Raw genomic sequence first — 13,694 nt, 5'->3', positions numbered from 1 at the left:
GAGTCGGCCCCCGGTCGGACGCGAGATCAGCCTTCCGGCCATAGGGTTGCTCAGGTGGAGAGCACGGACTTGAACTGGTGGCTGCTCGCCAAACGCCAGTGGCCGCTGGCCGTCTCGCTGGCCTTCATCGCGGGGATCGAACTCTTCACCGCGGGCTTCGCGAACCCGTGGTGGCAGGCGCCCGGTGTCGTGGTGATCTGCGCGATCGCGGTGCTGGCGCCCCGGCGTCCGTTCGACGCGACCCTGGCGTTGGCGGCGGCGATCGTGTTCACCGCCATCTACCTGCGCTTTCTGGGCGTGTCGATGCAGCCGCACTTCTGGATCAGCGGCGCGACGATCTCCGTGACGGGCGCGGCGATGGCGACCATCGCGATCGTCACGCGGGAGGCTTCGCGCTGGTACGCGGTCTCCGGCACCGTGCTGATCGTGGCCGCGATGGTCGCCGCCGAGGTCATCGGCTATCCGCTCGTGGCCGCGGACTACTACCGGTCGTACGCGCCCGACCCCACGAGCTACCTGTTCGGCGCGGTGCTGATGCTGGTGATCTCCGTCGGCACCGGGCTCTACTTCCGGGCCCGGGACAACGAACGCAGGTCGCAGCTCGCTGCTTCCGTTGCGGCGGCCCAGAACGCGGAGCGCATGGCGTTGGCGCGCGAACTGCACGACGTGGTGGCGCACTACGTGACGGCGATCGTCGTGCACGCGCAGGCCGGTCAGCTCAACCGCTCCGTGGATGTGCTGCCGTCGATCGCCGCGTCCGGGAACGAGGCCCTGACCGCGATGCGGCGGCTCGTGGGAACGTTGCGGGACGGCGAATCCTCAGGCCCGGCTGCGTCTTCGTCACTGGTGGACGACGTGCGCGCGCTGGCGGAGGAGTCGGAGCTGCCGGTGCGGTTGTCGTTCGACCTGGAGGACGCCGTACCGCAGGAGCTGGCCCGTTCGGTGCTGCGGCTGGTGCAGGAATCGTTGACCAACACCTCGAAGCACGCTTTCGCAGTGTCCTCAGTGGACGTATCACTGTCCTCAGCGGACGGTGTGCTGCACCTGGCCGTGCTCGACGACGGGGTGGCGTCCGGCGTTCCCGTGGGCGGCTCGGGAGGCTACGGCCTGGTCGGCATGCGCGAGCGCGTGGAACTGCTCGGCGGCACGTTCTCGGCGGGCCGGCGCGAACCGACCGGGTGGACGGTCCGCGCCGATCTGCCGATCGCTTAGCTCACATGTCGTCGCGGATGACTTCGAACTCCTGAGTCATCTCGACATCGCTGAACTGGTCGTCGTTCTGAGGGTCGAGGTCGGCCACTGATGCCTCCACATGATCACGCCCGTACCGTGAGTGTGATCATGCCAACTCAGCGCCGGGTCGGCGGCTTGGGGGTGGCGGGCTTCTGCGCGCGACGGAACTGCCCGGCGGACGTGCACGACTTCTTCGACATGATCTTGGGACGCCCCTGTCCTGCCCGTGGTTGCTCATGGATGCACAAAGGGCCCGTCGCTCACGCGTGACGGGCCCCTTGGATGGGGAAGAGTTTTAGGCCGGGGCGGACCCTGGGGGTCGGCCCGCGCCCGACACAACGAGGATTCCCATGCGCTTCGGAAGTATGCGGCGTTGTGATCGGCATCACAGTGGCAGGATTCGGCGCATGTCACTGCGTCTGCACGCCCCGGTGGTCCTGCCCTGCGACCCGTCCTGCGCCGTGTTGCGCGACGCGGTCGTGGACGTCGTCGACGGCCGGATCGCCTTCGTCGGTCCCGTTTCCGAGGCGCCGGACTTCTCCGGCGAGGTCCGTCAGCTGTCGGGAATCCTGCTGCCCGGCCTGGTCAACACCCACGCGCACAGCCCGATGACCGTGCTGCGCGGCCTGGGCTCCGACCTGCCGTTGCTGCGGTGGCTGCAGGAGGCGATGTGGCCGAACGAGGCGCAGATGACGCCGGCCGACATCCGGACGGGCATGCTGCTGGGCGCCGTCGAGATGCTGCGGCACGGCGTGACCACCTCCGCCGAGATGTACTTCCACGGCCCCGAACTGACCTCGGCCGTCCTGGACGCGGGCTCGCGGGTGGTGTTCGGCGGCGCGATCCTCGACGTGCCGGGCATGGACTGGAAGTCGCAGACCGACGAGATCTCGTCGTGGATCGACTCCGACGGCCTGCGGTTCGGACCCGGTGAGCGGGTCGAGCTGGCGTACGGGCCGCACTCGGCCTACACGTTGTCGGCTCCGCAGCTGACGGCTGTCGCTGTCGAGGCTCGGGCCCGCGGGGCGTTGTTCATGGTGCACGTGGCGGAGTCGCCCTTCGAGGACGAGGCCGCCCGCGCCGAGTTCGGCTCCGTGCCGGCGCTGATGAAGGCCTCGGACGTGCTTGGCGGCCGCGTGCTGTCCGCGCACTCCGTGCACCTGTCCGACGACGACATCGCGCTGTACGCGTCGTACGGCGTCGGCGTGGCGCACTGCCCAGGGTCGAACACCAAGCTCGCGTCCGGGATCGCACGGGTGCCGGAGATGCTGGCCGCCGGGGTGTCCGTCGGGCTCGGGACCGACGGGCCCGCCTCCAACGACGACCTCGACCTGTTCGAGGAGGCTCGGCTGGCCGGGCTGCTGGCTCGGGTGTCGCGGATGGACGCGACCGTGCTCGGGGCGGCGCAGGCGTTGCTGATGGCCACTCGCGGTGGGGCGGACGCGCTCGGACGCGACGACATCGGGGCGTTGGAGGCAGGGCGGTGGGGCGACGTCGTGCACATCGCCGCTGATGACCCCGCGTTCGCCACGGGGCTGGACGCGCCGGACGCGCAGCTGCTGGCGAACCTGGTGTGGGGGTCGGGGTCGCGGCGGGTCACCGACGTGTGGGTGGCGGGGGACCACGTCGTGGCCGGCGGGGAGTCGACTCGGGTGGATCGGCAGGAAGCGCAGGCCGAAGTCGCCGCTGTGGCACGACGACTGCGAAGCGCATAGGGGCCGTGCGCGGCGCGCAGCAGCACGTGCGCGCCGGGCTCCCCCATTTCGACATTACCGTCCGTCAACCTCTAGCCACAGGTTGTTGACAAGCCTGTGGACAACTAGTGCGGGCGTGACCTCACGTTGATCTCGGTGATGTGCGCGTCGGGCGTCGCCAGCACCGCCGACGCCACGGCGCGGCCCACCGAGGCCGGGTCGATGTACTGGGACGGGTCGTAGTCGCCGCCCTCCTGGCGGCGCACGTCCTGCTGCATCGGCGTGGCGGTGCGGCCCGGGTAGACCGTGGTCACGCGCAACGCCGTCTCGTCGCCTCGGAGGGCGTCGGCGTAGGCGCGGAGGGCGAACTTCGAGGCCGCGTAGACGCCCCAGCCCGGGTTGGCGGCCAGGCCGGCGCCTGAGTTGATCAGGACGACGTGGCCACCTGCGGCGCGGAGCTGCGGCAGGACCAGGTTGGTGAGCTCGGCTACGGCGAAGACGTTGACGTCAAAGGTTCGGCGCCAGTCGTCCTGGGTGGCCTCGCCCAGGGGGCCGAGCAGGGCGATGCCCGCGCTGTGGACCAGGACGTCGAGACGGGAGGCTGCGGCGAGGTCGGCGGAGGCCACGTTCGTCAGGTCGAACGGCCAGGGCTGGGCCCCTGGGAGTTCGGCTGCCAGCACGGACAGGGCGTCCTCGTCGCGGCCGCCGAGCAGGAGGTCGTGGGTGGGGGCCAGGCTGCGGGCGATGGCCGCGCCGATTCCGCTGGATGCCCCGGTGACGAGGGCGACCGGACGATCAGTCATGGCTGAACTGTAGTTCGGTCGCCCCCTCGCCTCAGAGGGCCGGGACGGAGAAGGTGTAGAGGGCTTCGTAGCGGACGGAGGTCTGGGCGCCTTCGGTGCAGCCGCCGGTCGGGGCGACGCCGCCCTTGGTGTTGAGGCGCTGCACGTAGCTGACGCCGGCGAACACCCCGGAACCCCTGGTGGACTTGGCCTTCAGCAGGAGTTCCGGAACGGCGCCGGGCACCTCGTTGCGGGCTCCGTCGACCGGGGCGGCCTCGACCGCGCTGCCGTCGACGGTGGAGACCCAGATCGGGCCGCGGGAGTGCAGTCCGACCGCGCGCCCGAGCCGGTCCGCCAGGGTGGCGGCGGGTTCCAGGCTCTTCCAGGCGCCGGACGTGCACGTGTAGGTCTGCACGCCCTTGGCGTAGAACTTCTCGACGAGCTTGTTGCCGGGCGGCACCTGCACCGCGGGTGCGACCCTCGCGGCGGCGGTGTCGCTCATGGCATCCGGCGTCGGCGCCGCGGTGGAGCCGACACCTCCTGCGAGGATGCCCAGGAGCGTTGATGAGACCAGGACCAAGCCAGCACGTTTCATCACGCCAGGTCGTACGGACCGAAATCCGGACCGGTTCAGTGCCGTCTCAGTTGGCGGGCGCGTAGAACGTGTAGAGGGCCTTGTAGGCGACGGAGGTCTGCGCGCCGGCCTTGCAGCCACCGGCAGGGGCGACGCCGCCCTCGGTCGCGAGGCGCTGCACGTAGGAGACCTTGCCGAACAGGCCGTCGCCGCGGGCGACCTTGGTCTTGAGCAGGAGTTCCGGCACCGCGTTCTTGACGTCGTTCTTGGCGCCGTCGACCGGGGTGGCCTCGACCGCGCTGCCGTCCACGGTGGAGATCCAGACGGGGCCGCGGGAGTGGATGATGATCGGCTTGTCGTCCTTGTCCGCCAACGTCGCGGTGGGCTCTAGACCCTTCCACGCGTTGCCCTGGCACGAGTACGTCTGGACGCCCGTGGCCTGGTATTTGCCGACCAGCTTCTGGCCTGACGGGACCTGGACCGCCGCGGCGACGGGAACGTCCTGGGCCGCAGCGACGGGAGTGGGGGTCGCGGTGCCGGCCGTGGGGGTGCCACACGCAGCAAGACCCAGAAGAGCAGCAGCACCAACGAGAAGACGAACATTCACGATTCACTCCAAAATGGACAGCCAAAGTGGACTTTTGGGGTTTTGGCTGTCCGCGGTGCAGCCACCCACAACACGGGCGGGTGGCTGCACCGGTTCACATGATCAGAGTGAGCCAGGACACACGATCAGAACGATCAGTCGCAGATCTTCCTGCGGTCCTTGCGCCACACCACCGCGACGGACGGACGCGGCTGCGAGGTGCCACCGTCCGGCCAGTGCGACAGCGGGTTGTTGGCCGACGCGCCGTCGATCTCACCGGGGTGCTGCACGGACACCAGCACGAAGTCCTCGGTGATGACGGGACCACAGGTCTCGGCACCCTTCGGCACGGTCAGGAACTGCTTGACCTGGCCGCGCTTCGGGCCCTCGACCGGCACCGCGAACAGGCCGTCGTTGGACGCCAGCGCGTTGCCGTCCGTGGAGATCCACAGGTTGCCGTGCGTGTCGAACGCGACGTTGTCCGGGCACGAGATCGCGCTGACCTGCGACTTGTCGAAGCCGCCGAAGTACGTGCCGGGGTCCGTCGGGTCGCCGCAGACGAGCAGCAGCTTCCACGAGAACGTCAGCGCCGTGTTGTCGCTGCGGCGCTCCTCGATCTCCAGGACGTGGCCGTGCTTGTTGCCGTTGCGCGGGTTGATCTCGGTCGGGCCTTCCTTGCCCGCCTTGCCGCGGTCGGTGTTGTTCGTCAGCGCGGCGTAGATCCGGCGGTTGTGCGTCGAGGGCTCGACGTCCTCGGGGCGGTCCATCTTGGTGGCGCCCACGGTGTCCGCGGCGAGGCGGGTGAAGACGTAGACCTCTTCGGCGGAGAAGCCCGGCACGAACGACTTGTCGTTGTGCGCCAACGCGATCCACTCGCCGGAGCCGTCGAACTCGCCGTCGGCGGGAAGCTTGCCGGTGCCGTCGATCTCGGCGGCCGGGCTGTCACCCGTGAAGCGCGCGACGTACAGCGTGCCCTTGTCCAGCAGCTGCTTGTTGTGCTCGCGAGCGCGCTTCGAGTCGCCCTTCTGCATCTTCTCGTCGGAGACGAACTTGTACATGTAGTCGAAGCGCTCGTCGTCGCCCATGTACGCGACCACGCGGCCGTCCTTGGCGACGATGATGTTCGCGCCCTCGTGCTTGAAGCGGCCGAGTGCGGTGTGCTTGACCGGCGTCGAGTTCTTGTCGAGCGGGTCGATCTCGACGATCCAGCCGAAGCGGTTGGCCTCGTTGGGCTCCTGGGCCAGGTCGAAGCGCTTGTCGAAGCGCTCCCACTGGCGCAGGGTCGCGCCGCCGCTGATGCCGTAGCGGGCGAACTTGGCCTTCGTGTCCGGGTCGGTCACGTTGCCGCCGTTGGCGAAGTACTGGTTGAAGTTCTCCTCGCCGGACAGGATCGTGCCCCACGGCGTGACGCCACCGGCGCAGTTGTTCTGCGTGCCGAGCACGCGGCGGCCCGTCGGGTCGGCCGAGGTCTTGAGGAACTTCGAGCCGGCGGCCGGGCCCTTCACCTCGAACGGCGTGGTGAGGGTGATGCGGCGGTTGTACTTGCGCTTGTCGTCCGGGCAGACGAAGAGCTTGCCGGTGCGCGGGTCGCGGTCGACCATCACGACCGACAGGCCGTGCGCGGCCCACGCGATCTTGGCGTGCTTCTCGGTGATCGTGGTGGGCGTCCAGTCCTTGAACATGAAGGACTCGGTCGTGTACTCGTGGTTGCTCACCATGAGCCAGCTGTCGTGGTAGCCCGGAACCGGGACCAGACCGCAGAAGTCGTTGTTGAAGCCGAACTGCTTGGCCTGCGCCTCAGGCGTCTGGTTGTCGAAGTCGAACTTCGGCGAGTCGTCGAAGATCCCGTCACCCCAGCGGATGACGACGTCCTGCTGGAAACCCTTGGGCACGGTGATCTGGTCGAGGGTGTTGGGCGCCACCGGCTCGAAGTTCAGGCCACCAGGGTCCTTGCTGCCGCCGCGGCCGAGGGCCGAGGCGTCGTGCTGCTGCGCCGGAGCGGCGGCGGCGGAACCGGAGAACGCGAGCGCGCCGGCACCGGCGGCCGCGACGACGGCACCGGCCTTCAGCATGCCGCGGCGGCTCACGACCTCCTTCACGACGTCGCCGAAGTACGCGTTCTGCGTCGTGTTGGGCGCCTCGTGGGCACAGGCGTTGCCGCAGCGGAACTCGCAGGTGACAGCCTGACGCCCGAGCGGGTGGTTGGTCGGGAGCAGGGGCAGCAGGCGACGGCCCCGATCGGTGGGTGAGGACACGCAGGCCTCCGAGATCGGTCAGTGTGGGAACTGGCCGAACCTAAGAGCCGAACGAGTTCGCCCGCTGTCCAGGAGGTGAACGGCGAGCGAACTCGTACTACGCCCGAACGATCTCTGCACGCGCCGTGATCATCCGATTTCTCCCAGTTGACGTCGGCCCTGGCGCCACACCGCGACGACCGACGGCCTGGGGCGCGCGTTGCCCCGGTCAGGCCAGTTGGACGCCGGCTTGTCCGCGCTCGCCCCGTCGACCTCGCCGGGGTGCTGGACGCAGACCGTGATGACCCGTTCGCCGATCACCGGGCCGCACGTCTCGCCGCCGCGCGGGACCGTGAGGAACAGCTTGAGGTGACCGCGTTCCGGGCCTTCCAGCGGCACACCGTAGAGGCCGTCGTTCAGGCCGTCGAGCTTGCCGTCGGCGTCGGTCGAGATCCACAGGTTGCCGTGCCGGTCGAACGCCACGTTGTCCGGGCTGGAGATCGGGCTGACCTGCGACTTGTCGTAACCGCCGAAGTAGGTGTTCGGGTCATCCGGGAAGCCGCAAACCAGGAACAGGCCCCAGTCGAACGTCAGCGCGAGCGCGTCGCTGCGGCGTTCCTGCAGCTCCAGGACCTGGCCGTGGCGGTTGTTGACGCGCGGGTTCGGCTCGGTCGGACCCTCCTTGCCCGCCGTGACGCCGCGTTCGACGTTGTTGCTGAGCGCGCAGTAGACCGTGCCGGTGCGCGGGTGGCACTCGATGTCCTCCGGGCGGTCCATCTTCGTCGCGCCGACCTTGTCCGCGGCCTCGCGCGTGAAGACGTAGACCTCCTCGGCGGTCATGCCCGGCACGAACGACTTCTTGCCCGCCGCCAACGGGATCCACTCACCGGTGCCGTCGAACCTGCCGTCGCTGGGCAGCTTTCCGGTGCCGTCGATCTCGGACGCCGGGCTGTCGCCCCTGAACCGCGCGACGTAGAGCGTGCCGTCGTCGAGCAACGTCATGTTGTGGCGGCGCGCGGATTTGCTGTTGCCGCGCTTCATCTTCCCGGTGGAGATGAACTTGTAGATGTACTCGAACCGTTCGTCGTCACCGGAGTACGCGACGACGCGACCGTCCTGCGCGACGCGGATGTTCGCGGTCTCGTGCTTGAAGCGGCCGAGGTGCGTGTGCTTGACCGGCGTGGAGTCCGGGTCGTGCGGGTCGAGCTCGATGACCCAGCCGAACCTGTTGACCTCGTTGGGTTCCTTCGCCAGGTCCCAGCGCTGGTCGAAGCGCTCCCACTTGCGGGTCGTGGCGTTTCCCGTGACGCCGTACCGGGTCAGGCGCGGGTCGTTGCGGGTGGCGGCGTTGGCGAAGTACTGGTTGAAGTTCTCCTCGCCGGACAGGATCGTGCCCCACGGCGTGACGCCGCCGGAGCAGTTGTTGATCGTGCCGAAGACCTTCTTACCGGTGGGATCGGCCTTGGTCTTGAGGAAGTCGCTACCGGCTGCCGGGCCGCGCACCTCGAACGGCGTGTTGAGCGTGATGCGGCGGTTGTACCTGCTGAAACGCGGCCGGTAATGGCCGGAGAACAGCGAGCGCTTGATCATGAACACCGAGAGGCCGTGCGCGGCCCAGGCGATCCTGACCTGCTCCTCGGTGGGGTTGTTCGCGTCGTAGCCGCTGAACATGAACGGCTCGCTGGTGTACTCGTGGTTCGTGACCATGATCCCGCTGAGCTCCAACGGGTCCAGCGGCAGGATGGCGGCGAAGTCGCAGTTGAAGCCGAACTGCTTCTCCTGCTTGGCCGCGGTCTGGTCGTCGAAGTCGAACTCGGGGACGCCGGGGAAGAGCGGGTCACCCCAGCGGATCACGACCCCCTGCTCGTACCCCTCGGGGATGACGACCTCGTCCTTGGTGTTGACCTGGACGGGCTTGAAGTCGAGACCCCGTGGTGGGCGGCCCTGGGGTTCCGCGGCGGCTGCCGTCGCCGGTGCCGCGATGGCGGCGGCGGCCGCGACGACCGCGCCGGCCTTGAGCGCCGTGCGCCGGCTGACCAGGTCGCCGAAGTACGGGTTGCCCGACGTGTTCGGCACGTCGTGGAAGCACGCGTCGCCACAGCGGTACTCGCAGGTCACCGCTGCTCTGCCGACGCGGTGGTTGACGAGTGGCAGGGGGATCATGTGGTGGGCCTCCTACGGTCGGTGCGGGAACCGACACCGACCGTAGTTCACCTTCTGTTAACCCACTAGCTGCTCGCTCGCGATCACGACTTCCGCAGGTACCTCGCGCGTGTCAGTTCGGTTGAACGCGAGCAGCACGGCCGCCACCGCACACAGGACCGCCGCGACGACGAACGGCTGGGCGAGGTGGCTCACGAACGTCGCCGCCAGCGCGCCGCCGAGCCAGCGCAGGAAGTTGTAGCCGGCGCTCGCCACCGGCCGCGGCGCGTCGCTGACGCTCATCGCGGTGCCGGTGAACAGGGTGTTGAGCAGACCGCTGACCAGGCCGCTCACGATGATCGCGGTCACCAGCAACGGCTTGCTGGGCAACGCCATCAGCAGCATCAGCACGGCGAACCCGAGCACCGACGCGATGATCGCGCGCTTCTCGCCGATGGCGTCCGCGAGCCGTGGCGCCAGTAAGACGCTGGAGACCGCGACGCACACGCCCCAGCCGAAGAAGATCAGTCCGATCTCGACCGCGCCGAACTGGAGGACGAACGGCGACCAGGCCAGCACGGTGAAGAACGCGGCCGTGTAGAGCGCCGCTCCAACACTGGTGCGGAAGAGCGTCGGGTTCTTCAGAGCTTTCAGCGGATCGGCGAGACCGATCTTCGGACGTTCCTGGTGCGAGTCCTTGGCCAGGAACGTTGCACAAAGGACCAACGCGGCCGCCATCAGGATCGCGGTGCCGAGGAACGGCCCGCGCCACGAGATGCTGCCCAGCAGCGCGCCGAGCAGCGGCCCGACGCTCAGCCCGAGACCGAGCGCGGCCTCGTAGAGCAGGATCGCGGCCTTCTGCCCGCCGCTCGCCGCGCCGACGATGACGCTGAGCGCGGTGGCGATGAAGAACGCGTTGCCGAGCCCCCAGACGGCCCGCAGTCCGACCAGCTGCCCGATGCTCCCTGCCGCCGAGCACAGCAGCGTGGCGATGACGATCAGCGCGAGCCCGCCGACGAGCGTGCGCTTGGCCCCGAACCGCGCCGTGGCCGCGCCCGTGAAGAGCATCGCCACGACCTGGACGCCGAGGTAGGACGAGAAGAGCAGGGTGACCTGCGCGGGTGTTGCGTGCAGACCCTCTGCGATGGACAACAGGATCGGGTCCACGAGCCCGATCCCCATGAAGGCGATCACGGCCGCGAAGGCGGTGATCCAGACCTGTTTGGGCTGAGCCTTGAAATTCACTTAGCTATCCTAACTGATTTTGCTTAGCATAGCGAAGTATCATCCGCCACAGGGTACGGTTCGGGGCGTGGATGCGGTGATCTTCGACCTCGACGGCGTGCTGATCGATTCCGAGCAGGTGTGGGACGAGGTGCGCCAGTCGTTCGCCGCCGCCCACGGCGGGGTGTGGACGCCGGAGGCGACCAGGGCGATGCAGGGGATGTCGACGCCCGAGTGGGCCGCGTACCTGGTGTCTTTGGGCGTGCGGCTGTCTCCCGAAGAAGTCTCCGCCGGGGTGATCGCCGAGATGCAGAAGGCCTACGCCGAACACCTGCCGGTGCTGCCCGGCGCTCTCGAGGCGGTTCGGGCGGTGGCTGCGCGCTTTCCGGTCGCGATCGCGTCGTCCGCGCCGTTGGTGCTGATCAGGGTGTTCCTGGACGTGACCGGCCTGCCGGTGCCCGTGGCGGTGTCGTCGGAGTCGTGCGCGGCCGGCAAGCCCTCACCGGACGTGTACCTCGCGGCGGCTGCCGAGCTGGGGGTTGAGGCAGCTTCTTGTTATGCCGTCGAGGATTCGACGAACGGGTTGAAGGCGGCGTTGGCGGCGGGGATGACCGTGCTGGCCGTGCCGAACCCGCACTTCCCGCCCGCCGCGGACGTGCTGGCTCAGGTGCGGGTGCTGGGCTCGATCGCCGACCTGCCGGACGCGCTGGCGTAGCTGATCGCGGCCATGCCGATGGCGATGCAGGTGCAGGCGATGACGCCCTTGGGCCAGTAGATGTGGCTGCTGAGGAACAGGTAGCTGCCCGCCATCAGGAAGAGCGCGCCGGGGATCGCCTTGAGGCGGTTCTTGAGGAGCGCGCACACGGCGATCGCGAGGCTGGCGGCGAAGAAGCACCACGCGCCAACGGTGCCGAGCTGGTTGCCGATCCGGAAGACGGCCTCGTCACCGGGCGTGCGGCCGCCGTTCTGCAGGACCAGCGCGCCACCGCCGATGCCCGCCAACGCGTCGAGGGCGCCGTAGAAGACGACGTAACCGAACGCGGCGAGGCGGGCCGGGTAGCGGACGTAGCGCGGACTGTCGTCGAGCAGGACCCATTGCGCGGCACCGAGGAGCGGGAAGACCGCCGCCAGGATGATGTGCATGTTCTGCCACCACTGGGCGGTCGACGCGTCCAGGTGGTGGGGGTGGGTCAGGCCGATGCCGGCGAGGACCAGGCCGGGGAGGGCGACGAGCAGCGTGCGCACGGGCCTGAAGTTAGCGGAAGCGCGGCTTTCGCTGAGACTCCGAACACACGAACGTGTCTGTCGCCGTCCGGTCGCTCGTCCTTAGCGTGGCGGTATGACGCAACGAGTTGCCGTGGTCACCGGCACGGCGCAGGGCATGGGGCTGCGGATCGCCGAGGTGCTGCGCGAGGACGGGTACGCCGTCGTCGGCTTCGACCTGCAGGAGAGCAAGGACGGGATCGTCGGCAACGTCGCCAGCGCCGCTGACGTCCAAAGGCTCGCCGAGCACGTCCTGAGCACCCATCAACGGGTGGACGTGCTGGTCAACAACGCCGGGATCGCGGGCATCGTGCCGTTCGAGGACACGAGCCTTGAGCAATGGGAACGGATCATGGCGGTCAACCTGACCGGGCCGTTCCTGCTCACGCAGGCGCTCGGGAAGATCATGCTGGCACAGCACAGCGGCAGCGTCGTCAACATCGCGTCCGTCGCCGGGTTGCAGGGCGTTGCGGATCGGGCCGCCTACAACACGACCAAGCACGGGTTGATCGGCCTCACCCGCACCCTGGCCGTCGAGTGGGGCGGGAGGGGCGTGCGGGTCAACGCAGTGTGTCCCGGGTGGGTCAAGACCGAGATGGACGTCGAGTCGCAGGCCGGCGGGTACTACGTGGACGACGACATCACCGAGCACGTGCCGATGGGGCGGTTCGCGGCGCCGGACGACATCGCGCAGGCCGTGCGGTTCCTGGCCAGTGACAACGCGAAGTACGTCAACGGGGTCGCGTTGCCCGTCGACGGCGGGTGGACGGCGGACGGCAGCTGGCAGAAGCTCAGGCTGTCGAAGCGCTGACCAAAAAAAATGGGGCCGCCCCTACGAGAGAGGCGGCCCCAACAACAACTACGCCTCGCCGCGGATGAACTTCTCCACGGCCTCGTGCGCCTCGGAGTCCGAGTACTGCACGGGCGGGGACTTCATGAAGTACGAGGAGGCCGAGAGGATCGGGCCGCCGATGCCGCGGTCCAGGGCGATCTTCGCCGCGCGGACCGCGTCGATGATGATGCCCGCGGAGTTCGGCGAGTCCCAGACCTCCAGCTTGTACTCGAGGTTCAGCGGCACGTCGCCGAACGCGCGACCCTCCAGGCGGACGTAGGCCCACTTGCGGTCGTCGAGCCACGCGACGTAGTCGGACGGGCCGATGTGGACGTTGCGCTTGCCCATCTCGCGGTCCACCTGGGACGTGACGGCCTGGGTCTTGGAGACCTTCTTGGACTCCAGGCGCTCCAGTTCCTTCATGTTCAGGAAGTCCATGTTGCCGCCGACGTTCAGCTGCATGGTGCGGTCGAGCTGGACACCGCGGTCCTCGAACAGCTTCGCCAGCACGCGGTGCGTGATGGTGGCGCCGACCTGGGACTTGATGTCGTCACCGACGATCGGGACGCCGGCGGCGCGGAACTTCTCCGCCCACTCCGGGTCCGACGCGATGAAGACCGGCAGGGCGTTGACGAACGCCACACCGGCGTCGATGGCGCACTGGGCGTAGAAGCGGTCCGCGTCCTCGGAACCCACGGGCAGGTACGAGACCAGCACGTCGACCTGAGCCTCGCGCAACGCGGCAACCACGTCGACCGGCGACGCGTCCGACTCCTCGATCGTCTCCCGGTAGAAGCGACCGAGACCGTCGTAGGTGTGGCCGCGCTGCACGACCACGCCGAGCGGCGGGACGTCCGCGATCTTGATGGTGTTGTTCTCGCTGGCCCCGATGGCCTCGGAGAGGTCGACACCCACCTTCTTCGCGTCCACGTCGAACGCGGCGACGAACTCGACATCGCGCACGTGGTAGTCACCGAACTGCACGTGCATCAGACCGGGCACGCGGGTGCTCGGGTCGGCGTCACGGTAGTAGTGGACGCCCTGCACCAGCGACGCCGCGCAGTTGCCAACCCCGACGATGGCCACTCGAACGGTGCGGCGGTTTTCGCCCATTGCCGAGTCCTCCTTGA

General features: G+C 68.7%; 12 protein-coding genes. 4 read left to right on the top strand and 8 right to left on the bottom strand.

The genetic code is table 11. From position 1 onward, the window contains the following. Nucleotides 1-54 precede the first annotated feature (54 nt). Entirely contained in the window at nt 55-1,212 is a 1,158-nt protein-coding gene (locus ACQEU1_RS27185) for a sensor histidine kinase (protein ID WP_433207394.1), read from the top strand. Between the two features lie 428 nt (nt 1,213-1,640). Then, nucleotides 1,641-2,948: an amidohydrolase family protein gene (locus ACQEU1_RS27180; RefSeq protein WP_433207391.1), complete on the top strand. Its 1,308-nt coding sequence runs from the start codon at nt 1,641-1,643 to the stop codon at nt 2,946-2,948. Nucleotides 2,949-3,052: 104 nt separating this feature from the next. On the opposite strand, the gene ACQEU1_RS27175 is transcribed toward ACQEU1_RS27180, so the two are convergent. The 6 genes from ACQEU1_RS27175 to ACQEU1_RS27150 all read right to left on the bottom strand — a co-directional run bounded on the left by ACQEU1_RS27175 (nt 3,053) and on the right by ACQEU1_RS27150 (nt 10,490). Then, nucleotides 3,053-3,730, bottom strand: a complete 678-nt coding sequence (locus ACQEU1_RS27175) for an SDR family oxidoreductase (protein ID WP_433207388.1) — start codon at nt 3,728-3,730, stop codon at nt 3,053-3,055. Nucleotides 3,731-3,761: 31 nt separating this feature from the next. Continuing rightward, nucleotides 3,762-4,211 carry a DUF3455 domain-containing protein gene (locus ACQEU1_RS27170; RefSeq protein ID WP_433207385.1) on the bottom strand — a complete coding sequence of 150 codons (450 nt, stop codon included), beginning with the start codon at nt 4,209-4,211 and terminating at the stop codon, nt 3,762-3,764. Between the two features lie 139 nt (nt 4,212-4,350). Beyond that, the gene (locus ACQEU1_RS27165; protein ID WP_433207382.1) at nt 4,351-4,890 is read right to left on the bottom strand and encodes a DUF3455 domain-containing protein; all 540 of its coding nucleotides are present in this window, start codon (nt 4,888-4,890) and stop codon (nt 4,351-4,353) included. Nucleotides 4,891-5,024: 134 nt separating this feature from the next. Further along, nucleotides 5,025-7,124, bottom strand: a complete 2,100-nt coding sequence (locus tag ACQEU1_RS27160) for a PhoX family protein (RefSeq protein WP_433207379.1) — start codon at nt 7,122-7,124, stop codon at nt 5,025-5,027. A 129-nt stretch (nt 7,125-7,253) separates the two neighbouring features. Beyond that, nucleotides 7,254-9,266: a PhoX family protein gene (locus tag ACQEU1_RS27155; RefSeq protein WP_433207376.1), complete on the bottom strand. Its 2,013-nt coding sequence runs from the start codon at nt 9,264-9,266 to the stop codon at nt 7,254-7,256. A 57-nt stretch (nt 9,267-9,323) separates the two neighbouring features. Beyond that, the gene (locus tag ACQEU1_RS27150) at nt 9,324-10,490 is read right to left on the bottom strand and encodes an MFS transporter (protein WP_433207373.1); all 1,167 of its coding nucleotides are present in this window, start codon (nt 10,488-10,490) and stop codon (nt 9,324-9,326) included. 67 nt (nt 10,491-10,557) lie between these two features. Here ACQEU1_RS27150 and ACQEU1_RS27145 point away from each other — a divergent pair, with 67 nt between their 5' ends. Then, nucleotides 10,558-11,184: an HAD family hydrolase gene (locus ACQEU1_RS27145; RefSeq protein WP_433207370.1), complete on the top strand. Its 627-nt coding sequence runs from the start codon at nt 10,558-10,560 to the stop codon at nt 11,182-11,184. Here the strand turns inward: ACQEU1_RS27145 and ACQEU1_RS27140 are convergent. Continuing rightward, complete coding sequence (locus tag ACQEU1_RS27140) at nt 11,133-11,714, bottom strand: hypothetical protein (RefSeq protein WP_433207367.1); 582 nt, start codon at nt 11,712-11,714, stop codon at nt 11,133-11,135. The genes ACQEU1_RS27145 and ACQEU1_RS27140 overlap by 52 nt on opposite strands. 94 nt (nt 11,715-11,808) lie before the next feature. Between ACQEU1_RS27140 and ACQEU1_RS27135 the strand changes: the two genes are divergently transcribed. After that, a complete protein-coding gene (locus ACQEU1_RS27135) occupies nt 11,809-12,543 on the top strand; it encodes an SDR family NAD(P)-dependent oxidoreductase (protein ID WP_433207364.1) in 735 nt (244 codons plus the stop codon). Between the two features lie 48 nt (nt 12,544-12,591). Here the strand turns inward: ACQEU1_RS27135 and ACQEU1_RS27130 are convergent, their stop codons facing one another. After that, nucleotides 12,592-13,677 (bottom strand): inositol-3-phosphate synthase, encoded by a 1,086-nt coding sequence (locus tag ACQEU1_RS27130; protein ID WP_433207361.1) that lies wholly within the window; start codon nt 13,675-13,677, stop codon nt 12,592-12,594. Nucleotides 13,678-13,694: the final 17 nt, after the last annotated feature.

The organism is Lentzea sp. CA-135723 (assembly GCF_050936595.1).
Classification (GTDB): domain Bacteria; phylum Actinomycetota; class Actinomycetes; order Mycobacteriales; family Pseudonocardiaceae; genus Lentzea.
Note: the sequence above shows the minus strand (reverse complement) of the source record. Positions and strands in the feature narration are given on the sequence as shown.

Excerpts from the sequence above, each read along its gene's own strand:
- ACQEU1_RS27155 (WP_433207376.1), bottom strand. The coding sequence starts at position 9,266 with ATGATCCCCCTGCCACTCGTCAACCACCGCGTCGGCAGAGCAGCGGTG.
- ACQEU1_RS27175 (WP_433207388.1), bottom strand. The coding sequence starts at position 3,730 with ATGACTGATCGTCCGGTCGCCCTCGTCACCGGGGCATCCAGCGGAATC.
- ACQEU1_RS27135 (WP_433207364.1), top strand. The coding sequence starts at position 11,809 with ATGACGCAACGAGTTGCCGTGGTCACCGGCACGGCGCAGGGCATGGGG.
- ACQEU1_RS27170 (WP_433207385.1), bottom strand. The coding sequence starts at position 4,211 with ATGAGCGACACCGCCGCCGCGAGGGTCGCACCCGCGGTGCAGGTGCCG.
- ACQEU1_RS27130 (WP_433207361.1), bottom strand. The coding sequence starts at position 13,677 with ATGGGCGAAAACCGCCGCACCGTTCGAGTGGCCATCGTCGGGGTTGGC.
- ACQEU1_RS27180 (WP_433207391.1), top strand. The coding sequence starts at position 1,641 with ATGTCACTGCGTCTGCACGCCCCGGTGGTCCTGCCCTGCGACCCGTCC.